Genomic DNA, 21,733 nt, shown 5'->3' on the forward strand with positions numbered 1-21,733 from the left:
TGTTATTTATATACTCGTTTTTTATTTAAAGCATTCTGATAGATTCTTGCGTATCTGTTATGCTCTGTCAATGTCTTTGAGAAGTGATGGTAACCTGAAAAATCAGCGTCCGCCACCATATACATGTATTTGTGCTTCTCTGCATTCAATACTGCATTAATTGCAGTTGTAGATGGTATTCTGATCGGTCCCGGAGGCAAACCAGAATACTTATAAGTATTGTAAGGAGAATCCACCTCCAAGTGCTTATTCAATACTCTTTTTACATCTGTAAATTCTTTTACCATACCTACTTGAACTGCCGCATAAACTACAGTGGGATCAGATTGCAATGCCCAATTTCTATTTAAACGATTGACATACAAGCCTGCTACTTTCGGCATTTCATCTGGCTTTATGGTCTCTGATTCCACAATTGAAGCTAATGTTGACACTTGAAAAGGTGTCAATCCAATTGCTTCTGCTTTCACTTTGCGGTCTTTGTTCCAAAAACGATCATATTCTTTTTTCAATCTTCTCATCAATTGTTTTGGAGAGATTGTCCAATACACTTCATAAGTGTTTGGTAAGAATAATGCTTTTACAGTTAATGAATCTAGTCCTAACTCTTTCAATAATGCTGGATCAGTAGCAGCATCATAAAATTGGTCTGCTGTCATTTCCAGACGAGGTGTAATTCTTTCTGCTACATCTTCAATCGTTCTAGCATTATTGAAAGTGATTTTAATAGGAGTTTGTGCTCCTGATCTCAGATAACGTACTGCCTCCAAATTGGTCATATCGGGTTGTAGTACATACAAACCAGGCTTTACATTCTCATTATATTTTAATGCTTTACTTACAAAACGAAACGGCACTAATTCTGAAAGAATGTCATACTTCTGTAATGTATCCGATACATTTTCGATGGTTGCTCCGTGTGGAATTCTGATGACTGCAGGTTCTTTGTCAACTTGTATGTTAGCCGTGTAAAAAACTTGATAGATATAGACTAATATCGAAATTGTAAAGACTGAAAACCCTACAAATAAAAAAATACGTAAATTACTTTTTACCATTGTTGTTTAATTTTCGCACTTCAAAGATTTAGGTGTTCTAAGAGTGACTTTTTAATTCTGGATGGTAAATTAAAGTACTCATCCTTTCTTCTGCAAACATTTCATTGGCAACTTCAAGTAAATCTTCAGCACTGATAGCTTTGATCTGCTGGAAGACTTCCTCAATTGTTTCAAATTTCTCCTTGTCTAACAGTGCCTTACCCATTCCTAACATAATAGACAAGTTACTTTCACCCGACATGGCAATTTGTCCCATGATTTGTTGCTTTACACTTCTCAGTTGCTGTACGCCTAATTTCTTATCTCTCAACTTCGATAATTCATTATGTACCAACTTCAAGCATTTACTCAAACTTTTATCTTCTGTAGCGAAGTAAATACTGAATTGTCCTGAATCAAGATACGACGTTGACCCTGCCGAAATATCATAAACATAACCGTACTTCTCTCTTATTCCCAAATTCAATCTTGAGTTCATGGCTGGTCCGCCCAAGAGATTGGTCAGCAAGAAAAAAGTTAAACGTTTAGGGTGATGCATTTCAAAAGCATCCGACCCTATCATAACATGTGCAGAATTGATTGGTTTATATCTTTCGACAAACTGTGGTTTATATCCCGTGAATATTTCTCTTTTGCGGTCCTTCTTGGCTTCCTTTATTCCTCCAAAATACTTCTCCACCAATTTCACCACTTTTTCAAAAGGCAAGTTGGAAATAGAAGAAATCACCACTTGATGCGTATCCACATTCTGCTCTAAGAAATTAAAGAAGTCTTTTTGCTGAAAACTATTCACACTGTCTACTGTACCCAAGATGTTTCTTCCAAGAGGGTGATTGGGGAAGATAATTTCATCAAACTCATCGCCAATGGCATCAGTAGGATCATCTTTGTACATAGACATTTCTTCCAAGATAACCGAACGCTCTTTCTCTATTTCCTTTTCAGGGAAGTTAGAATTGAACGTTAAATCGGAAAGGATATCAACGGACTTTTCAAAATGTTCTACTAAAGTGGAGGTATAAAAAGTGATTTTTTCTTTAGAGGTATAAGCATTTAACTCTCCTCCCACAGAATCAATACTATTAAGGATATGATACGTTTTTCTCTTGTTCGTACCCTTAAAAGCCATATGTTCCCAAAAGTGAGCAATGCCTTGCTGTTCTAAAGTTTCGTCCCTACTCCCTACATTCAAAACAACACCGCAGTGTGCTAGTTTAGTTGTTTTTACTTGTCTGTGTATTAGTCGAATTCCGTTCGCTAAACGGTGAATCTGATAATTTTTATCCATTGACTATTTGTTTCCCACAAAATTGAACCTCATTTCCTCACAAAAATGAGCCTGCAAATTTACTGATTATCATTCACTCTTTTACCTAATGCTGTTAAAAAATAAGGCTGTTAGATAGATTTATTAATAAAAAGAGGTAAAATATTGATTTTCAAGTAGGAGATATTTTCTATTTGTAGAGGGTACCGCTACAAATGTTGTTCAATGATACCCCAACAAACGGATATGAAACCTTAGATTATAAACTTTAATAAGTTAGAAAACATACCAAAAAAACTGAAAATACAAATTGCGGTTATCCGGTATACTTAAAACACAAAACACTTATAAACAGACAGTTAAAAACTAAATTAAGCATATATTTGCTTGTTTTTATCTCTCAATTCTGATGGAGCATGTCCATAGTGTTTTTTAAATACTTTACTCATATGAGCGATGTGACTAAAATTAAGATCAAAGGCGATTTCTGTAAGGCTTTTATCACTGTAGGTAATTTGTCTGTGTGCCTCTTCTACTTTCTGTTGATTATAAAATTGAAGAACGGGTTGATCGAAAATAGATTTAAAAATTCGGTTGAGTTTAGAGACACTCATTCCGTATTCTTCACTTAATTCAGTAAGGTTGGGTTGTTCAGAAAAATCAGAGAGATAAGTATCTTTTAATTGCACCATAGCTTTGAGGTCATCCGGGTGAATGTTCGTTTTGGCCTTAGAAGATTGCTGTTCCATTTTTTCTATGATCGCCCCCATTATATCCGCAGACTTACTAAAGAATGTAATATGTCTACGCTTTACTTTATCAAGATTGGCTATAAGGGTTTTGACATAGCTTTCAATTTCTACATCAAGTGAAAAATATTGGAACCAAGGTGATCTATCATCAAAAAGTGTTTTGAGTTTATAATTCGGGTTGGGGGTATTGAAGCTATTGAATAAGTCGATTGAAAAACGTAAAGTGATCCATTGACACTGAGCATTCACTGGAAATTCTATTTCAAAAGGCTGGCTCGAATTATAGATAAAGATGCCAAAGCTATCAAAGCTTTTCGTTTCCTCTTTACTGTAGAATGAACCTGTAAAACCAATTCTTACAATAATATAATGTTTTTCTTCATCAGGTACGTATTTCACCACAATAGGCTTTTTGGCATACATACTAAAAATATCCACATACATATCTTCTAAGAAGCAGATTGAATTAGTTCGAATATCACACCAACTATTATTGATCAATAATTCTTCACCATCCCAAGTACCACCCAAATCTTTGGCTATTTTCTCGTATCCTTTATGATGTGCTGTATCACTAGCAGTAATAGTATATTTATCTTCCATATCTCTTAATTGAAATCCTTTATCTAATATAACATTCTCACTTTCTAAATCATATCAAATATGATGAAATAGCACTTTTTTGAAGTTGACGATTTTTGACAACTGCTTAAAGAATTCGTACAAATCATTGCCCTATAAAACCTAGACATTTGTAATGTAATCAATCGGGAATAATACTTAAATCTCTTCTCCCGAAGACATTACAATAATTATTTTATCATTGTTTAAAAAAATTAAAAATGAAAAACTTTAAAAATTACTTCTCCATTATTCTAGGTTTTATTTTCTCATTTAGTGCAGTGGCACAAAATAATATTGATGTTGAAAACAACCTTAGTAATTTAAACTTAAAGAAAGAATACAAAGGCGGTAAATTATATGAAGCCAACGGATTCTTAGTTCCTGTGATTGAAGGATCAAACGAAGAAATGGGTGAGCAATATGGTGCTTTACTGAAAGATGAAATGCAAAAAACATATGACATCTTAGTAAAACCAGAAATTAAAGAAGGAAAATTAGATCAAGAAACAATTCAATTCTGGGCAGATAGAGCTTATGGATCTGGCTCACTAAGAACGAAACAATTTTATGAAGGTGTTGCAAAAGGAACGGGATGGCCACTTAGCGATGTAGTTTTCTTAGACCAAATAATGGAATATGGTATCTATTATGGTAAACTTCATTCTTTTGCAGGTTGTACTTCAATCGCTGCATGGGGTGAAAATACTAAAGATGGTGAAATGTACATCGGTCGTAATATGGACTGGAGTGAAACTTTCTTGAAGTTCCCTACTATCATGACAGTAAGAAAACCTAATGACGGTTCTTACAAATTGGCAACTACTGGATGGCCTGGAATGTATGCAACTTTCACTGCCATGAACGAAAAAGGTGTTTATATGGATGTGCATGACGGTACTAGTATGGGTGGTTCTGTTGTTTACAAAGAAAGACCTTCTATCCTTAACTCAATCATTGATATCGTAAGTGAGTCAGCTTCACTAGATGCTGTAAAAGCAAGATTTAATGGTATCAACAACAGTGTGTCTGTAATTTTCACAATCGCTGATAGCAAAAGCGCTGCTTCTGTAGAGTCTTCTTCTTTAGCGGGTAACAGAATTCGTTTACCAAAAGGTGATTCGTTTACTGTAGTGAATACATTCTTAGTAGAAGATTGGGGATTAGGTACAAGAGAAACTGTAAGTAACTCTATGAGAAGATTTGCTAATATGGAAGACCGTTTAGCAGAAACTAAAGGACAAGTGGATGCTCAGCTTACTATAGATTTAATGGACATGAAATTATTCAATGAAGATGGTTCATTCAAAGAAAATGGTGGTTCTACTAAACCCCTAAAACAAGATGCTGACATCACAGTTTACCAAACAGTTTTTGATATTCATAATCAAAAAGCATATTTAAAAATTCCAGTTGCTGAATACTTCGCTGACTGGACTGAGATTGACTTGAATGAGTTATGGAAATAATCTAGTTTCAGATATAGTAATGATGTACGGGTTCTATTCAGTTAGGACCCGTTTTTTGTGCTCTCTACTTTCTTATTAAGCAGTTGTACAATTAAAATCGGAAGTTCTGAATTTTCTTTTTTAGCCTACTCTGCGTTAGAATATCATCACGTAGCTTCGGCTATGCTCTTCTATTCCGCCTTGATTAGACTAAAAAAATAATAATCCAACTTCTACCAATTTCAAATGTGCAACTGCTTAGATCTGATCATTTTAGATAACTACTTGAAGATTTTCTGCAAATCATTCCTTTTCAAAAGGCTGATCTTTGTAAGGTAATCAAGAGTAATAGATAATGATAAACAGTAATTTAGATTGATATTGTTAAAACGGGTTCCATTTTGGGATCCGTTTTTTTTGTGTCCCATGATACTATGATAGAATAACTAAACAACCTCATTCTTCATTCAAAATATACTTAACGATTTTGGACAACCGCTTAAAGAAAACGTACAAATATTTCCTTCAGAATACCCCGACATTTGTAATGTAATCAATCGGGAATAACAATTAAATCTCTTCACCTGAGAACGTTACATTAATTATTTATCATTGTTAAAAAGAAAAGAAAATGAAATTAGTAAAAGAATTCAAAGCGGGTAAACTTTATACAGAAAATAACTTTTTAGTGCCAGTATTAGAAGGTTCAAACCTTGAAATGGGAGAACAATATGGTGCGTTAATGTTAGATACAATGCAACCTACTTTTGATCTATTAGTTAAACCAGAAATTGATAACGGAGATTTAGACAAAGAAGCAATCAGCCTTTGGGTCAATAGAGCATATGGTTCAGGTTCGATCAGAACGAAAGAATTTTATGATGGTGTGGCGTTAGGTACTGGTTGGCCATTAGAACATGTAGTTCTTTTAGATCAAATCATGGAATATGGTATCTATAAAGAAAAGATTCATTCGTTTGCGGGTTGTACCTCTATTGTTTCATATGGTGAGCAATCAAAAGATGGAGGCATGTACATTGGACGCACTTTAGACTGGAGCCCAGCTTTCAATAAATTCCCTACAGTATTTACAGTGAGAAAACCGAATGATGGTTCTTATAAAATGGCTACTGCTGGCTGGCCTGGTATGTATGCTGCTTTTACAGCTGTAAACGAACATGGTGTTTACCTTGATATTCATGATGGTACTAGTATGGGTGGTTCTTTGGTGTTCTTAGAGAGACCTTCATTATTAAATACCCTTACTGATTTTATGAGTGAATCAGCTGACCTACAATCTTTAAAAAATAGATTCAATGGTACATTAAACAGTGTTTCAATCATTTTCACTATAGCAGATAAAAAGAATGCTGCATCTGCAGAGTGTTCTTCGCTGAATGGTAATAGAATCCGTATTGCAGAAGATGATGCTTTTGTAGTGGTAAATTCATTCTTAAATAAAGACTGGGGATTAGGGAAAAGAGAAACTGTAAGTAACTCTTTAAGACGTTTTTCTAACATGACTGACAGATTAGCTGAAAAACGTGGTGAAGTTGATGCTAAAATGACTCGTGAATTGATGGATATTCGTTTATTCAACGAAGATGGTACTTTCAAAGAAAATGGTGGATGTCTTAAACCTACAAAACAAGACGCTGACCTTACAAATTACCAAACAGTATTTGATATCAATGATCAAAAAGTATGGATCAAAATCCCAGTGCCAGAATATTTCGCAGACTGGACTGAGATTGATCTTAAAACACTTTGGAAATAAAAGAATTTAGTTTTTTGATTTATTATAGAAAGCGGATTTCAGTTTGAAATCCGTTTTTTGTGTTTGTCCACACCCCACCAATAACACATTGTAGTTTAACGATTTTACATAACTAGATGATCAGATCTTACAACTCATTGCTATCTAAAATCAAGATATTTGTAATGTAATCAAAAGGGAAATATCTCAATGGTTACAAAACAGAGTTGAAATTCAATCACTTTCTTTCAATCCCAGATTGGTTTCACTCCACTATAATTTTAGAAATAATAGTTTTTGATTTAATAGATAAAACGGATTCCAGATTGGAGTCCGTTTTTTTTGTTATACAACAAAAAAATTAGCCTTCATTTCAATCTGACGATTATTGACAACCGCTTGAAGAATTCATACAAATCATTGCCTAACAAAACACTGATATTTGTAATGTAATCAATCGGAAAGAGGCATTAAAACACTCTTTAAGTGAAGATTATAAAAATTTATTTCATCATAATATAATTCAAAAAACAAATGAAAAATTTTAAAAATTACTTGTCAGTTATTCTAGGTTTTATTTTATCAGTTAATGCTTTTGCACAAAAAAATATTGAAAATACCCTTACCAATTTACACCTTCAAAAAGAATACAAAGGAGGTAAATTATATGAAGCTAACGGTTTCTTAATTCCTGTTCTTGAAGGCTCTAATGAAGAAATGGGCGAACAATATGGAGCATTGATGAAAGATGAAATGCAAAAAATATATGACGCTCTAGTAAAGAAAGAAATTGAAGAAGGAAAAATTGATCAAGAAACGATTCAATTCTGGGCTGACAGAGCTTACGGATCTGGTTCTGTAAGAACGAAACAATTCTATGAAGGTGTTGCAAAAGGTGCTGAGTGGTCATTGAATGATGTTATTTTCCTTGATCAAGTAATGGAATTTGGTATCTACTATGGTAAACTTCACTCATTCGCAGGTTGTACTTCAATCGCTTCTTGGGGTGAGCAATCTAAAGATGGGGAAATGTACATCGGTCGTAACATGGACTGGTCAGAAGCTTTCTTAAACTTCCCTACTATCATGACGGTAAGAAAACCAAATGACGGTTCGTACAAAATGGCTACTACTGGATGGGCTGGTATGTATGCTGCTTTTACTGCCATGAACGAAAAAGGTGTGTATGTAGATGTTCATGATGGTACAAGTATGGGTGGTTCATTAGTTTACAAAGAAAGACCTTCTATCCTAAATACTTTAGTCGATATTGTTAGTGAATCTCCATCTATTGAGGCTGTAAAAGCTAGATTCAACGGAATCAACAATAGTGTTTCTATCATTTTCACAGTAGCTGACAGTAAAAGTGCAGCATCAGTTGAAGCTTCTTCTTTAGCGGGCAACAGAGTTCGTTTGCCAAAAGGTGATGCACTTACTGTAGTAAATACTTTCTTAGCGGATGACTGGGGATTAGGTACTAGAGAGACAGTTAGTAACTCTTTAAGAAGATATTCAAATATGGAGGATCGTTTAGCGGAAACTAAAGGTCAGGTAGATGCTCAAATGACAAAGGATTTAATGGATATCCGTTTATTCAACGAAGATGATTCATTCAAAGAAAATGGTGGCTGTACTAAGCCTGAATTGCAAGATGCTGACATCACAGTTTACCAAACAGTATTTGATATTCATAATCAAAAAGTGTATTTGAAAATACCAGTTGCAAAGTACTTCGCAGACTGGACTGAGATCAACTTAAATGAATTGTGGAAATAAAAAATTAAGAATTTGAAAGTAAGAGGAAGAGTAGATAATGTTTCTACTCTTCCTTTCTCTCCTATAGTTCTACACTCAAAAGGCACCTCTATTCATCTCCTACTAAATGTTTATCATCATGAGAAAAATTATTCTATTTCACTTTACTTTCCTACTGTTTTTGACGAGTGCTTTCGGGGCAGATAATGATCCAAAACAGGATAGTTTAAAACATGCATGGCAAGGAGTTCAAAAAAATTTAAGTTTTACTTTAGACAGCCGATTAGATTTCAGACATATTGGTTATAAAAATCAGTTGGATGATTTCACAAATGATCAGCGCTTTCTATTTTCAGATTTTAGAATTGGTCTAGAAGGAAAATTCAATAAAAATATTGGTTTTGAATTTCTCTACTCACCTAATGATTCTAGAGTGGCTATCAATAAGATTTCAGGCAATATTCTAAAAGCTAATGTGACATACCGTACTCAGAATAACCATTGGTTTTTTCAGGCTGGTCGAAACTTTATGAAAGTAGGTACTATTGAACAAAGCTACAATCCGAATGATGTATATACTTACTCAATTATTGGTAATAATTTAGATATTTTCAAGACAGGTGTCACCGCACAATACAGCACTTCAAGCGGACAGCAATTTGGTCTACAAGTTGTCAATGCCAATGAAGATTCATTAGGCAATCAACTCAACTTGCAATACAACTTTTATTGGTATGGCTTTATCAAAAAAGATAAGATCAAAACCTATGTCAGTTATACTTATATTAATGACAGATCGGGGTTATCTACCAACACTCCTTATGCAATCAACATTGGTATTCAATGGAAGTATGGACAATGGATCATAGATACTGATTATGCGTATGCTTTAAACATGCCTAATTTTCAAGACAACGCTTTCTATAGATCAATACCAATAAAAGTGATGTATAATGGTCAGAAATTTAAACCTTATATCAAATATATCTATGATCAGATTGATTTAATTGGCAGTACTATAGGAGATGAGGTTATTGCTCCTGAAACAACAAAAGCACATACAGTACAATTTGCCTTGCAATATTATCCTATTGCTGATAAAAACTTAAGATTTCACTTAGTCGGCAGTTATTCTTCAGATGGAAATTTCCATAATAGCAACCCCTCACATGGAGATGAGCGATACTTCAACAAGATGACTATTATGGCGGGAGTTAGAGTTGGGTTTGATATTTTGAAAGGGTGGTAATGAATAAGGTAGTAAAATGAGAATATGAAATTTCATTGTATTACAACGTTCACCCAATCCACTGTTAACAATCAATTTTTAGGCAAAAAAAAGACCTCTATCCGCAATGCAAATAAAGGTCAGTGTATATAGCTAATATTTAATCTTCTTTAGAAAGGTCTTTTATCACATAGACATCTTCTCCTTTTTTATGGAAGATATATTTTTCTCGTGAAAATTTTTCCAACTCTTGATTGTTGGTATGCAACTCCCTCATTTTTTCCTGAAGGTCAACAATCTCCTTCTCATAAAAAGCCTCCTGACTTTTCAATTCAAATTCCTTCTCCTTTTGGTTTCTTCTTCGTATGAAGTTGTCACTATCAAAGAATAACATCCACACTAAGAACAATGTACCTACAAGTACATAAAAATTTTTAAAATAATTAAGCCAATCCGGATAATTTGTTGAATTAAGTTGCTTATTTTCTCTCATCACTTAAAATTCTATAGACCTGCACCTTCTTCTACAAGATAAGATACCTCTAAGATGTTGTTTCCTCTATCAATATCCGCCACTTTGCCCGAAGGATCTATTTCTACTCTCTTCAATTTAGCACCTTTTGTTGGAATAGCAATAGTATATGTTGGATGTGTCCACGGCCAATCCTCTAATTGCACCCATTTTCCTGCAATTTCAGATTTTTTCGCACCACGCATCAAACGTAATGGCATATAATAAGTGGTTTCATCATCATTATCCAATGTTACTTTCACTTCCATTGGCATTGGCATTTTACCAATTCTTTCCACAGTGATATAAGTTGTATCTCCTTCGGTAAAAGTATTTTTCACTCCATAATCAATTGTCTTGATTGAGTTGACAAAATACTGCTTATACCATTGTAATTGAAGGCCTGATTCTTTTTCCATGATACGCATGAAATCGTTGACATTTGGATGCTTGAACTTCCACTCTTCATAATATCTTTTAAAGGCTCTGTCAAATGTCTCCTGCCCCATAATGTAGCTCAACTGGTGCAAGAATACAGCTCCTTTTGAATAAGAGGCAATAGAATACGCCGCATTTTTCTCAAAGTGATCTGCATGTGTGCTTAATGGCTCTTCAATTCCTCTTTTTATCACATAGAAATAAGAGTTATATGACCCGCCATGAGCATCTTGCTTGCCATTTACATGTGCTTCAATCTCGTTGCCAATATAAGAGTTAAACCCTTCATCCATCCAAGCGTAAAGGCTTTCATTCGTTGCCAATACAAATTGGAACCAGCTATGCAACATTTCATGGATTGTTACTCCTACCAAGCTGTTCAAACTTCTTTTACCGGTAATCAAAGTCAACATGCCGTATTCCATACCACCGTCACCACCTTGTACCACACTGTACACCTTATATGGATATTTCCCAACTCGTTTGTTAGTATAATAAATGGCCTGCTCTAAATAAGCTGGAAGCTTGTTCCATACCTCATCAATACCTTGATCTTTTTTCCAGAAAAAATGCAACTCTGGACCATTTTCCATAGGAACAATTTTATGCTGAAAATCAGGATCTGCTGCAAATGTAAAATCATGTACGTTTGGTGCTACAAAATGCCAAGTCAATTTTCCATTTTTGGGCTGTCCTTTTTTGATGCCTTCATAACCGTGACCTACTTCTTTTGCATTTTGAAGATAACCCGTGGCTGCAACCATATACTTTTCATCCAAAGTAAGTTTTACATCAAAGTCACCCCAAATACCATAAAACTCTCTACCAACATAAGGGTCTGGATGCCAGCCTTCATAATCATATTCAGCCAACTTAGGGAACCATTGTGCCATAGAGTAAGCAACGCCTTCTTTGTTATCTCTACCTGTTCTTCTAATCTGAATAGGCACTTGAGCATCAAACTCCATTGCAAAGACGGTTTTGGTTTCTGGAAGAATTGGTTTACTCAATTCTACTTCCAAAATTGTCCCAACCGTTTTATACTTTAGTGGTTTGCCGTTTTGCTTTAAAGACGTTATTTTTTGATAACCAATTTCATTTGGCTTCAATTTTGAAATTCTGTCTTTTACTCTACCGTCAGGATCTTCAATTGTTCTTGAACGTACATCCATCATACTTCCGGGCTGGAAAGCATTCAAATACAAGTGATAGTATACTTTATGAAGTGTATCAGGGGAGTTATTATAATACTCCAATCTTTGTGTCCCTCCAAACTTGTGTGTTTTCACATCAAGTTCAATCTCCATTTCGTAATCTGCTTTTTGTTGCCACCTATCAGATTGTGCAAATGTACCCAAAGCAAAAAGGCACATTAACAACATTAGAAAATACGTTTTCATTAAAAGATCCTCTCTGTTTGTTCTATACTGTCTTATGAGCATGTTTGCATCTCTTTAAAAAGGAAATTTCTTCAAGATATAAAGCGAAGAGAAGTCCTTTTCTAAAAATTAGAATACAAACATGATCTTACTATGATCACGCAAATTACAAAAGAATTAGGTTGAAAATAGCGTTTCTCGATAAAAATTAAGAACAGTAAATCTGAAGAAAAGTTAATTCAATTGCTCTACATCTTTCAGAACGTCCTCAGAAGCAGGAATTAATGGATAACTACTCCAAAACGGATCATCAAAAGCATCACTTAATTCAACAAGCGAATCTTCTTTTTTCAATCTGTTTTCCTCGGCTATTTCATCAATTTCTTCTGTGTTGACATCTGTAATAAAGAAGTCTGCTTTGATACCAATATCTGCTACAATATTGATCTTCTCTCTGGGGTATTTCACCTTCAGGAAAAAGGAGAAGTCGCCATTTTTGTATTTGGGGTACCATTTATTATCCACAAATTGGTACGACTCGCTCCCTCTGATATGATTGATATGAAAATTAAAGGTCAATCCGCCAAAAAACTTTAAAGCTCCAATCATAAGACCTTTTCCAATTCCTCTTATAGGAACTATGTATTTCAGAAATGATTTTGGAACATTGTAATCTACATGACAAAAAGCCTTAGTATCCTCATCCAGAATAATTCTTCCTTCAAACATTCCCAGGTCCATTTTCCACCTTGGTTTATAATCAATCACCATTGCAGAACGGCCTTGGTAAGTGGTCATTTTGACAAACTCAAATGAGTAATAGTCCATCGTTTTATCATTCAAAAACATCACAAATCTTGATGTCATTTCTTCATCATCACCAAATAAATTACCATTGTCTTTCACAAGGTCAGACTCCAGCATTTCATGGGCCATTCCGGTCATATCCATGTCCATATCTGCAGAATCATCATCAAACGAAAAACTCTCCCAAGCTGTAGAGTCGGTGACACTTCTTGCTTTCACCAACTCCAATTGATTTTTCTTTTTATCCTCTCGAATTCCCTGAAGGTAAATATCCATTGCCGCTTCTATATAACTTGATGTCTGTTCATTCAACAGTGTTCTATTTCTATAAAAGCCATGTACTTTAGCAGGTTCCAAGGCATAGTTTTCAGGTATTTTACGAAGGGCTTCACGAAGAATTTCTCTCATATCCTTTGGTGTGATCACCACTTCATCCAGTTCCGTCACAAAAGATTTCAAAGTGATTTTGTTTTTCTTTTTGGAAGAAAGAGCTGAAATATTGACTCTGACCATTTCAAAACCTGTAGCAGAAATCTGTAATTGCTGCTCTGCATATTTTTCTGAAATAGTAATAGAAAAAGCACCTTCTAGATTAGAGAATGTTCCTTTTGATGAATTGGAAATCAAAATATGAGCATATGGAATAGAATTACCATCATTATCCATTACTATGCCTTTGATTTCTTTAGAAGATTGTGCGTATACAGTTCCTGTTATACTTAACAACAGAAGTATACTAAGGAGTAATTTTGAATTCATAGTTTTTGTAAGTTTTCTTTAATTAATATTTGACACTATAGTTATGGTAAAATAAGCGAATTGATAAAGTAATAGCAATAGACATCTCAAAAAATCATACACTTAACACTCCAACTTCATCAAAAATTTTCCACCGAATAACTACTCATAAAAGGAATAATTACGTAAATTAAGTTCAAACCAAAACCTACTATCATGTTCAAAAACTTATTAACTACGCTATTTCTAAGTATAGCCTTTTATTCATGTATCAATCAAGACCCCTATGGAATTCAAGGGCTCCAAAAATTATCTCTTCAAGAAGCCTTTGAAATTACAGTCAAAAATGCTGGTAAAGAGCATAAAAGGATCATTTACAGGTACCATAATGGCAAAGTAGCTCCTTTGGATACGATTCGTCAGTACAGCCCTTTGAAGTGGGGATATGACTATTATGCCAATATGAATAATGAAATTCAGGTAGTTATACTCAGAAAGCCAACCAAGGAAGATACTCTTTTCCAAAGAAAATTAGCGTTTGCAATTGAGCAGAAAAAACGTCCCAAGATTGAACTTGTGGACATTGATTGTCATGCTATTGATAAAATGCTGGCTAGAATTCTTTTTATGAATCAAGAAAATAAAGCAAGTGATAGAATTGATGAGGAAATTGATTTTGAAAACCTCACAAAGGTAGTCAGTATTCTTGAAAAATGTGGAATGCCTACTGTAGAAGAGGTCGGCAAAAATGGCGTCAATACGTTGTGGCTGATCATTCAGCATGCAGATCCTTTATACCGTTCTAAATATTACCCTCTTTTTGTGAAGGCAGTAGAAAGAGGTGATTTACAACCTGGGAAAATTGCTGTAATGGAAGATAGAATGCATCAAGACAGTGGAGAACCCCAAGAATATGGATCTCAGATTATCTACAATGAAAACACTGGTCAAATGGAAGTTTATACGCTCCAAGATCCCAAAAATGTCAATAAAAGAAGGGCTAGAGTCGGATTAGAACCTATGGAAGTATATGTAAAACAGTTCGGTATTGATTACTAACTACTGCTTCTGAATAAGCGATTGTAATTCGGTTAGCTTCTGTTGTCTTACAAATGAAAAAGTCATCAGGTCTTTTTGTTCTATTTCAGATAAAATTTTGTAAGCGGCACTAAGGTATTTTTTGTCTTGGGTGAATTTTCCTTTATAAATCAAAACATCGGTCAGGAGTTCTAATTCTTTGAAGTCTGTTTTGGAAGAGAGGTCCATCATTTTTAATGTTATTTCTTCTTCTGAATCAGACTCATTTACTTTTAGTACCTCCACTAGGTATTTATCAATGGTCAATGCCATTTCCTCAAAATGAAGTTCGAGGTCCAAACCTGTAAACTTGAGCATTACCTTTTCAAGGTTACGGATCATTCTTTGTAGAAAATCTCTTTTATCTTGTATCATAATAACTTGCTATTCAACGAATGTGAACATTAAGTTAGCAAAGAAATTCCAGATCATTACTACACCAACCGCTATAATTTTGGCTATGTAGAAGTTCATTTTAAAGCGTTCATGTAGTAACCATATGATCGCATTACTGAAGAATAGTCCAATAATTGAGACACCAAAAAATTTGATGTATTGAAGGCCAATATTAGCATCTTGACTTTCAAATGTCCAATTTCTGTTGAGAATGTAGTTGCTTGTTGCTGCAAAAATAAAACCAAGACTATTGGCTAAATATTTATGCCCTTTCAGTTTTTCCTTGACTAAGTATGTCGTTCCAAAATCGACAAACAGACCCGAAAAACCAACCACACCAAACTTTAGAAACTTATAGAATAAGACTTCCCAATTCATTTTGCTTGTTATATTCTAGTATTGAGTTGAAAGTAAAAAGAAGGCCCTATTTCGAAAAATAATGACCTTCTTTTAATATTAATGACAAAGATGATTAATCCTTGTGACTTTCTCTGTTGCTGTTTCTACGTCTGTTTCCACCGCCACTGTTACGACGATCTCCACCTCCGTATCCATTTCTTCGGCGATCTCCTCCGCCACCATTGTAGCGACGACGATCTCCGCCTCCGCCACCACGGCGTCCACCACCACGACGACGGTCTCCGCCTCCGCCGGTAGCGTTCGATACTTCTACATCAATTTTTCTACCATTGAATTCCAAAGTACCCATTCCTTTGATCACATCATCCTCTCTACCTTGAGCTACCTCAAAGAACGAGAAGTTTTGTTTCAAGTCAATTCTTCCGATATCGATACGGTCACCACGAACACCTTTGTTAATCAAATCAATAAGGTCTCTTGGAGATACTTCATCACGCTTACCTAAGTTGATAAAGAAACGAGTGAAACCTGACTCTGCGTTACGTCTGAAGTTTTCACCTCTTTCACGAGAGTTAGAATTATCTCTGCGGTCGTGAACATTAAGATCTCTTGCACCTCTATAGTATTCTAAGAAACGGTTGAATTCTAAAGCAACGAAACGGTTGATGATTTCCTCACGGCTTAGATCCTCTAATTTCTCATATACTTTTGGCAAGTACTCTTCAATTTCCTCTTCCACCATTTCCACACTGTGCATACGGTCTACTAAATGGAATAGCTGACGCTCACAGATTTGAGGACCTGAAGGAATTGGATCCATGATGAATGATTGCTTCAATACACGCTCGATAGCTCTCAAACGGTGCTTTTCGCGCATGTGAATGATCGCAATTGAAGTACCATCTCTACCTGCTCTACCCGTACGGCCAGAACGGTGATTGTACGTTTCAATATCATCCGGCAAATTGTAGTTGATTACGTGAGATAAATCGTTAACGTCCAAACCACGTGCAGCAACGTCAGTAGCTACAAGTAATTGTAAAGTACGCTGACGGAATTTACCCATCACATAATCACGTTGCGCTTGTGATAAATCACCATGCAAAGCATCAGCATTGTAACCGTCTTGCATCAAGCGTTCCGCAACGTCTTTTGTTTCCTGTCTTGTACGGCAGAAAACAATACCATATATATTTGGATTGTAATCCACTACACGTTTTAAGGCCTCATATCTATCTTGAGCTCTTACAGTGTAGCAGTAGTGTTTTACGTTTTTGTTACCTGTATTCTTCGTACCAACTGTTACCTCTTTTGGTTCAGTCATGTAGTTCGAAGCAATACGAGCTACTTCTCTTGGCATAGTTGCTGAGAACAACCATACATTTTTGTCTTCTGGAGTTTCTTCAAGAATTGCATCAAGCTCGTCTTTGAAACCCATTTTCAACATTTCATCCGCTTCGTCAAGTACCACAGTCTCTACTTCAGAGATGTTTACTTTATTTCTACGAATTAAATCATGCATACGTCCTGGAGTAGCCACGATCACGTGAGCACCTTTGTTCAACTGACGGATTTGTTGGTCAATTGGAGCACCTCCATAAACGGCAACGATTTTTAAACCTTTAAGTTTTGTAGAGAAGTTTTCAAGATCTTTTGCAATCTGAAGTCCAAGTTCACGAACTGGACATAGAATTAACCCTTGTACCTTTTTGTTTGAGACATCAACACGGTGTAGGAGTGGAAGGCCGAATGCTGCAGTTTTACCCGTTCCTGTTTGTGCTAAACCTACTAAATCAAGTTCTTCTGTTAATAAAGTTGGGATTACTTCTTCTTGTATTGGTGTAGGTTGTTCAAAACCGAGCTCTGCTACTGCTTCTTGCAATTCTTCTTTAAGCCCTAATTCACTAAATTTTGTCATTTTTTGTTTTTTAAGACGCTTCCTTCCATACTACTTTAAGTACTAGATTGAATATTACTTCTCCCTAAGTTCTTATTTTATTGTCGGCGGACAACCAACAGTTATGATGATGCGGACAAAAGCGCTACAGTTTCCTAATTGAACCGCAAAGGTAGTCTATTTATTTTTGGTTTTGCTAGTCAACGCGATAAACGTTTATAAATGAGGGCAATTATTTTCACATTTTTTCCATCATTAACAAAAAAAGAGCTTATTTCAAGCTCTTTTCGTAAATATCTCTTTTCAAAAAACACCTCCTTATAAGTGTCTCTAATACACCAAGTTACCTTCTACAGTGTAATGCTTATCACCTAAAAAGACGATGGTTTGAATGCCCTGAATTGCATAACTTTTTAACTTTTGACCTTCTGAAAAGACCAATTGCCCTTCTTTTTCTGTTGCATATAAAGAATTATCTGTCAGCATTTTAAAAGCTATTTTCAAAAGCTCTCCATCTGAATTCTTCTCCACTTCTACCCAACGTACTAATTCTCTAGGACCACTTGCTTCAAAGCGTGTAAGCGTGCTTCCATCGGATTTGTTGAGTGTAGATTTTTCATAACTGTTTTTTAAGATAGGTTTGTTGATGTCAGCATCTTCAAAAACTTCCAACTCTTCTTCCCAATTTATTTCAGAAGAAGCTACAGTATTTTCCACTCCATCATAAAAAACTTTTTTTTCAACGGAGGGTGCTCTTTTACTTAAATCTTTGACGGCTGAGTCTACGACACTTGTTAAATCAAAATTATAAACTTCTTCAGTGTCTTGAATTTTGTCTAATTGGGCACAGCTAAATAAAGAATTAAGTGTAAAGTAAATAATGGTAATCTGAACGAACAATTTCATGCTATTTAGTTAAATATGATAGTAGAGAAGTACATAAGTACTCAAAGTTATTTCCAAAAAATTTCTATATGACGGTCTCCCGTCCATAAAGTAGTGCTGATGGATTTTTTTATTTTTTTAACTTTCCATGCATCGTTATTCAAATATATGAATTCTTGCTTAATAACAACAGTTTCTGACATTTTATGATAAGCAATTAACAAAGTGCCTTCTCCAGCTTGAGGTTTGATTTCGATGTTCTTGGCTTTCTTCACATGTATAATCTCTGCATCGTTTTCGTGAGGCTGTCCTTTTAAAATAGCCACTGCTTTGCCAGCATTAGGAACTCCATAACCTACATAGTTGTTGCCGTAAGGATAAAACCATGAAGATTGAATAATTGCACCTCTTATTTCTTTTGCGGAAGCTTCAGGTTTCAACTGCCACAAACACGCCGCTAGACCTGTAATTACTGGAGCTGAAAAAGATGTTCCAAATAGTGAATAACAAGATACTTCAGGTTTTACATAATCCAGAAAATCAGGACCTAAACTACTGTAACTCGCCTTCACACCTGATTTTGTTGTAGCACCGACACTCAATACTCCTTTTGCATCTGCTGGCGCACTTATGATTTCCCATTTTGAATCTCCTTCATTTCCTGCGGAGACAATCAGTAATACATCTTTTTCCTGCGTTGCAATTTCTGCCGCTTTTGTCACCATAGAAGTTTTCCCATCCATCTGTGACGGAAGGTAATCCTCTTCTTTCAAATCAAAGCCACTGGAATACCCCAAAGAACTATTGATTAATTTAATACCTAATGAATCTACCATCCATTCCAATGCCATCACCCAGTTTTCTTCTTCACTCCTTGTCTCTTTGTCACCATGATCAGTTCTAGCCAAATAAAACTCACTTTTATCCGCTAAACCATAACGCATATTGCCTTCATGCCCAGCAATCATTCTCAGCACTGTTGTACCATGACTATCTGAACCTGTTCTTTTCTGTCCGAAAAAAGTTTGACTGGAAGTTTCTGGTCCTGATAAATAATCTTTAAAACCTAAAATGCGATCTTCATCAAAAAGGTGTTTTAAATAATCATTTTTGGGTGCATTGAAATATCCTGCATCAATTACACCAACCGTCACACCACTGCCATCTAGGTTTAAATCATAAATACTTTCTGGCTGTAATTGTTTCACGGAGTAAGAGGACTGTTTAAAATCTTTATCTTGACGAATTCCCGCTAGTTTCCAATTACGATTAACGGGTTTGATTTCTTTAATAAACGGAAGGTTGGAGAGTTGTTCCAATTCTTGTTTTGAAGCAACATCTACTGTTACAGCATTGAGCCAATTGGATTTTGTTTGAGCAGAAAAACCTTGCTGATGTAACGCTTCAGTATATTCCCGGCAGATAGATTGGTTAAAAATATCTAAATCTTCATTATTACACTTATCTACAAAAACTACCCAAAAGCGTTGATTTTCGGTTGCGAAAACTGGAAAAACAGTAAAAAGGATGAAAAAATAGCCTAGGAATACCTTTCTAAGCCGTCTTTCTCCTGAAAAAAAAACAGAATAATTATCCAGTCTTATTGTCATCTAGTTTTGAAAATTCAATGGAAGAAGTAAATTCGAATTAAGTAAGTACTAGTACAAAAATAAACGGACATTTTATCTTATCTTTTTTATCCTACTCTTCGTTAGATTTTTATCGCGTAACTAAGGCTATGCTCTGTAAATCTGCCTTGATTAGAATAAAAAATATAAACTTAAAAGTGCCCCTTTACTTCTGTCCTAGTACTTAGCAGTACAAGCGTCCTGCCGCTTAACTTGACGAAAAGTTAATCATAAATATTAATATATACACATAGATCAATCATGAGATACGAAAAAATCGACTCGACATTGTTCATTGAGAACCGTAAGCGTCTAGTAGAGAGATTAAAACCAAATTCAGTTGCTGTATTCAATTCAAGCGACATCATGCCTACTAGTGCTGACGGTACAATGCCATTTATTCAGCAAACTGACATCTTTTATTTAAGTGGTATTGATCAAGAAAAGAGTATTCTTGTGATCAATCCTGACGCCAAAGATCCTGCTCACAGAGAAATGCTTTTCTTGATTGAAACGAATGAGGAAATTGCAATCTGGGAAGGAGCAAAATTGACAAAAGAACAGGCTACTGAAGTTTCTGGAATCGAGTCGGTTTACTGGTTATCTGATTTCGATACGGTATTCAAAACGGTTGTTTTCGATTCAGAACACATCTACTTGAATACAAACGAGCACCTTCGTGCTGACACTACTGTTGAAACGCCGGATGATAGATTTAGAGTGGAATGCATGAAAAACTTCCCTCTTCATAAATACGAGCGTATTTCACCAATCATGCACGACTTACGTACTGTAAAGTCACAAATTGAGATTGATGTAATGCAAAAAGCTTGTAACATCACTGAGAAAGGTTTCAGAAGAGTATTAGAATTTACTAAGCCAGGTGTGAAGGAGTATGAAATCGAAGCAGAAATCACTCACGAGTTTGTTCGCAATGGCTCAAGAAGACATGCTTACACGCCAATCATCGCTTCAGGTTTCAATGCTTGTGTATTGCACTACATCGACAACGATCAAGTTTGTCAAGATGGTGACTTGTTATTAATGGACTTCGGTTGTGAGTACGGTAACTACGCTTCTGACTTAACACGTACCATCCCAGTAAATGGTAAGTTTACAGAACGTCAAGCGGCAGTTTACAGCGCTGTATTGAGAGTACACAAAGCAGCAGCTAAAATGCTTGTTCCGGGCAACAACTTGATGGACTACCATGTGGAAGTTGGTAAATTGATGACAGAAGAATTAGTCGATTTAGGTTTGATCACTCGTGAAGATATTGCGAACGAAGATCCAAAATGGCCTGCTTACAAGAAATACTTTATGCACGGTACTTCTCACCACATTGGCGTAGACGTTCATGACTATGGCAACAGATATAAAACTTTTGAAGCTGGAATGGTATTTACAGTGGAGCCAGGTATTTATATCAGAGAGGAAAACATGGGTATCAGAATTGAAAACGACTTCGTTATCCAAGAATCAGGTGAGCCATTTGACTTGATGAAAAATATTCCAATCGAGATTGAGGAGATTGAAAGCATTATGGCGAAGTAATTCACTTTAGAGCTTTAATATATTATTGCACCCTAGTTTGATGTGAGACATTGAGCTAGGGTGTTTTTTTTATTAACACAAATATTCATAGGAAATGCTATTGTTAAGATTAGATCTAATGTATTAGACAATCCATTTGAATCGATAAAAAATAGTCCAATCAAGATGAAGGAGATCA

At 35.4% G+C, this 21,733-nt stretch carries 17 protein-coding genes; 6 read left to right on the forward strand and 11 right to left on the reverse strand.

Translation table 11 applies throughout. The features are described from left to right. Nucleotides 1-2 precede the first annotated feature (2 nt). From mltG to AVL50_RS05570, 3 genes are all read right to left on the reverse strand, one after another. Entirely contained in the window at nt 3-1,058 is a 1,056-nt protein-coding gene (gene mltG, locus AVL50_RS05560; protein WP_062615497.1) for an endolytic transglycosylase MltG, read from the reverse strand. 37 nt (nt 1,059-1,095) lie between these two features. Beyond that, a complete protein-coding gene (locus AVL50_RS05565; protein WP_062615498.1) occupies nt 1,096-2,346 on the reverse strand; it encodes a pitrilysin family protein in 1,251 nt (416 codons plus the stop codon). A gap of 350 nt (nt 2,347-2,696) precedes the next feature. Then, nucleotides 2,697-3,680 (reverse strand): AraC family transcriptional regulator, encoded by a 984-nt coding sequence (locus tag AVL50_RS05570; protein WP_062615499.1) that lies wholly within the window; start codon nt 3,678-3,680, stop codon nt 2,697-2,699. Nucleotides 3,681-3,919: 239 nt separating this feature from the next. Here AVL50_RS05570 and AVL50_RS05575 point away from each other — a divergent pair, with 239 nt between their 5' ends. The 4 genes from AVL50_RS05575 (at nt 3,920) to AVL50_RS05590 (ending at nt 9,906) form a co-directional block, all read left to right on the forward strand. Then, nucleotides 3,920-5,167, forward strand: a complete 1,248-nt coding sequence (locus AVL50_RS05575) for a C45 family peptidase (protein ID WP_062615500.1) — start codon at nt 3,920-3,922, stop codon at nt 5,165-5,167. A 610-nt stretch (nt 5,168-5,777) separates the two neighbouring features. Continuing rightward, nucleotides 5,778-6,923, forward strand: a complete 1,146-nt coding sequence (locus tag AVL50_RS05580; RefSeq protein ID WP_062615501.1) for a C45 family peptidase — start codon at nt 5,778-5,780, stop codon at nt 6,921-6,923. 513 nt (nt 6,924-7,436) lie between these two features. Beyond that, nucleotides 7,437-8,678 (forward strand): C45 family peptidase, encoded by a 1,242-nt coding sequence (locus AVL50_RS05585; RefSeq protein ID WP_062615502.1) that lies wholly within the window; start codon nt 7,437-7,439, stop codon nt 8,676-8,678. Between the two features lie 118 nt (nt 8,679-8,796). After that, nucleotides 8,797-9,906 carry a hypothetical protein gene (locus tag AVL50_RS05590; RefSeq protein ID WP_157491158.1) on the forward strand — a complete coding sequence of 370 codons (1,110 nt, stop codon included), beginning with the start codon at nt 8,797-8,799 and terminating at the stop codon, nt 9,904-9,906. A 139-nt stretch (nt 9,907-10,045) separates the two neighbouring features. Here AVL50_RS05590 and AVL50_RS05595 read toward each other — a convergent pair whose 3' ends face one another. The 3 genes from AVL50_RS05595 to AVL50_RS05605 all read right to left on the reverse strand — a co-directional run bounded on the left by AVL50_RS05595 (nt 10,046) and on the right by AVL50_RS05605 (nt 13,779). Continuing rightward, nucleotides 10,046-10,378 (reverse strand): septum formation initiator family protein, encoded by a 333-nt coding sequence (locus AVL50_RS05595; protein ID WP_062615504.1) that lies wholly within the window; start codon nt 10,376-10,378, stop codon nt 10,046-10,048. 11 nt (nt 10,379-10,389) lie between these two features. Next, nucleotides 10,390-12,276: a M1 family metallopeptidase gene (locus AVL50_RS05600; RefSeq protein ID WP_253764255.1), complete on the reverse strand. Its 1,887-nt coding sequence runs from the start codon at nt 12,274-12,276 to the stop codon at nt 10,390-10,392. 171 nt (nt 12,277-12,447) lie between these two features. After that, entirely contained in the window at nt 12,448-13,779 is a 1,332-nt protein-coding gene (locus AVL50_RS05605) for a carboxypeptidase-like regulatory domain-containing protein (protein ID WP_082795682.1), read from the reverse strand. A gap of 195 nt (nt 13,780-13,974) precedes the next feature. Here AVL50_RS05605 and AVL50_RS05610 point away from each other — a divergent pair, with 195 nt between their 5' ends. Further along, complete coding sequence (locus tag AVL50_RS05610; protein WP_062615506.1) at nt 13,975-14,817, forward strand: DUF6624 domain-containing protein; 843 nt, start codon at nt 13,975-13,977, stop codon at nt 14,815-14,817. Here the strand turns inward: AVL50_RS05610 and AVL50_RS05615 are convergent, their stop codons facing one another. The 5 genes from AVL50_RS05615 to AVL50_RS05635 form a co-directional block, all read right to left on the reverse strand. Beyond that, a complete protein-coding gene (locus AVL50_RS05615) occupies nt 14,818-15,210 on the reverse strand; it encodes a hypothetical protein (RefSeq protein ID WP_062615507.1) in 393 nt (130 codons plus the stop codon). A gap of 9 nt (nt 15,211-15,219) precedes the next feature. Continuing rightward, a complete protein-coding gene (locus AVL50_RS05620; RefSeq protein ID WP_062615508.1) occupies nt 15,220-15,609 on the reverse strand; it encodes a GtrA family protein in 390 nt (129 codons plus the stop codon). A gap of 94 nt (nt 15,610-15,703) precedes the next feature. Beyond that, nucleotides 15,704-17,509: a DEAD/DEAH box helicase gene (locus AVL50_RS05625; protein WP_062615509.1), complete on the reverse strand. Its 1,806-nt coding sequence runs from the start codon at nt 17,507-17,509 to the stop codon at nt 15,704-15,706. 309 nt (nt 17,510-17,818) lie between these two features. Then, nucleotides 17,819-18,394 (reverse strand): hypothetical protein, encoded by a 576-nt coding sequence (locus AVL50_RS05630; RefSeq protein ID WP_062615510.1) that lies wholly within the window; start codon nt 18,392-18,394, stop codon nt 17,819-17,821. 47 nt (nt 18,395-18,441) lie between these two features. Further along, nucleotides 18,442-19,983, reverse strand: coding sequence for a S8 family serine peptidase (locus tag AVL50_RS05635; RefSeq protein WP_062615511.1), 1,542 nt, complete (start codon nt 19,981-19,983; stop codon nt 18,442-18,444). A 279-nt stretch (nt 19,984-20,262) separates the two neighbouring features. Between AVL50_RS05635 and AVL50_RS05640 the strand changes: the two genes are divergently transcribed. Beyond that, on the forward strand, nt 20,263-21,555 hold the full coding sequence (locus tag AVL50_RS05640) for an aminopeptidase P family protein (RefSeq protein ID WP_062615512.1): 1,293 nt from the start codon (nt 20,263-20,265) through the stop codon (nt 21,553-21,555). The last annotated feature ends 178 nt before the right edge of the window (nt 21,556-21,733 follow it).

This window comes from Flammeovirga sp. SJP92, from assembly GCF_001583495.1.
In the GTDB taxonomy this organism is placed as follows: domain Bacteria; phylum Bacteroidota; class Bacteroidia; order Cytophagales; family Flammeovirgaceae; genus Flammeovirga.

Excerpts from the sequence above, each read along its gene's own strand:
- mltG (WP_062615497.1), bottom strand. The coding sequence starts at position 1,058 with ATGGTAAAAAGTAATTTACGTATTTTTTTATTTGTAGGGTTTTCAGTC.
- AVL50_RS05565 (WP_062615498.1), bottom strand. The coding sequence starts at position 2,346 with ATGGATAAAAATTATCAGATTCACCGTTTAGCGAACGGAATTCGACTA.
- AVL50_RS05570 (WP_062615499.1), bottom strand. The coding sequence starts at position 3,680 with ATGGAAGATAAATATACTATTACTGCTAGTGATACAGCACATCATAAA.
- AVL50_RS05575 (WP_062615500.1), top strand. The coding sequence starts at position 3,920 with ATGAAAAACTTTAAAAATTACTTCTCCATTATTCTAGGTTTTATTTTC.
- AVL50_RS05580 (WP_062615501.1), top strand. The coding sequence starts at position 5,778 with ATGAAATTAGTAAAAGAATTCAAAGCGGGTAAACTTTATACAGAAAAT.
- AVL50_RS05585 (WP_062615502.1), top strand. The coding sequence starts at position 7,437 with ATGAAAAATTTTAAAAATTACTTGTCAGTTATTCTAGGTTTTATTTTA.
- AVL50_RS05590 (WP_157491158.1), top strand. The coding sequence starts at position 8,797 with ATGAGAAAAATTATTCTATTTCACTTTACTTTCCTACTGTTTTTGACG.
- AVL50_RS05595 (WP_062615504.1), bottom strand. The coding sequence starts at position 10,378 with ATGAGAGAAAATAAGCAACTTAATTCAACAAATTATCCGGATTGGCTT.
- AVL50_RS05600 (WP_253764255.1), bottom strand. The coding sequence starts at position 12,276 with ATGCTCATAAGACAGTATAGAACAAACAGAGAGGATCTTTTAATGAAA.
- AVL50_RS05605 (WP_082795682.1), bottom strand. The coding sequence starts at position 13,779 with ATGAATTCAAAATTACTCCTTAGTATACTTCTGTTGTTAAGTATAACA.
- AVL50_RS05610 (WP_062615506.1), top strand. The coding sequence starts at position 13,975 with ATGTTCAAAAACTTATTAACTACGCTATTTCTAAGTATAGCCTTTTAT.
- AVL50_RS05615 (WP_062615507.1), bottom strand. The coding sequence starts at position 15,210 with ATGATACAAGATAAAAGAGATTTTCTACAAAGAATGATCCGTAACCTT.
- AVL50_RS05620 (WP_062615508.1), bottom strand. The coding sequence starts at position 15,609 with ATGAATTGGGAAGTCTTATTCTATAAGTTTCTAAAGTTTGGTGTGGTT.
- AVL50_RS05625 (WP_062615509.1), bottom strand. The coding sequence starts at position 17,509 with ATGACAAAATTTAGTGAATTAGGGCTTAAAGAAGAATTGCAAGAAGCA.
- AVL50_RS05630 (WP_062615510.1), bottom strand. The coding sequence starts at position 18,394 with ATGAAATTGTTCGTTCAGATTACCATTATTTACTTTACACTTAATTCT.
- AVL50_RS05635 (WP_062615511.1), bottom strand. The coding sequence starts at position 19,983 with ATGACAATAAGACTGGATAATTATTCTGTTTTTTTTTCAGGAGAAAGA.
- AVL50_RS05640 (WP_062615512.1), top strand. The coding sequence starts at position 20,263 with ATGAGATACGAAAAAATCGACTCGACATTGTTCATTGAGAACCGTAAG.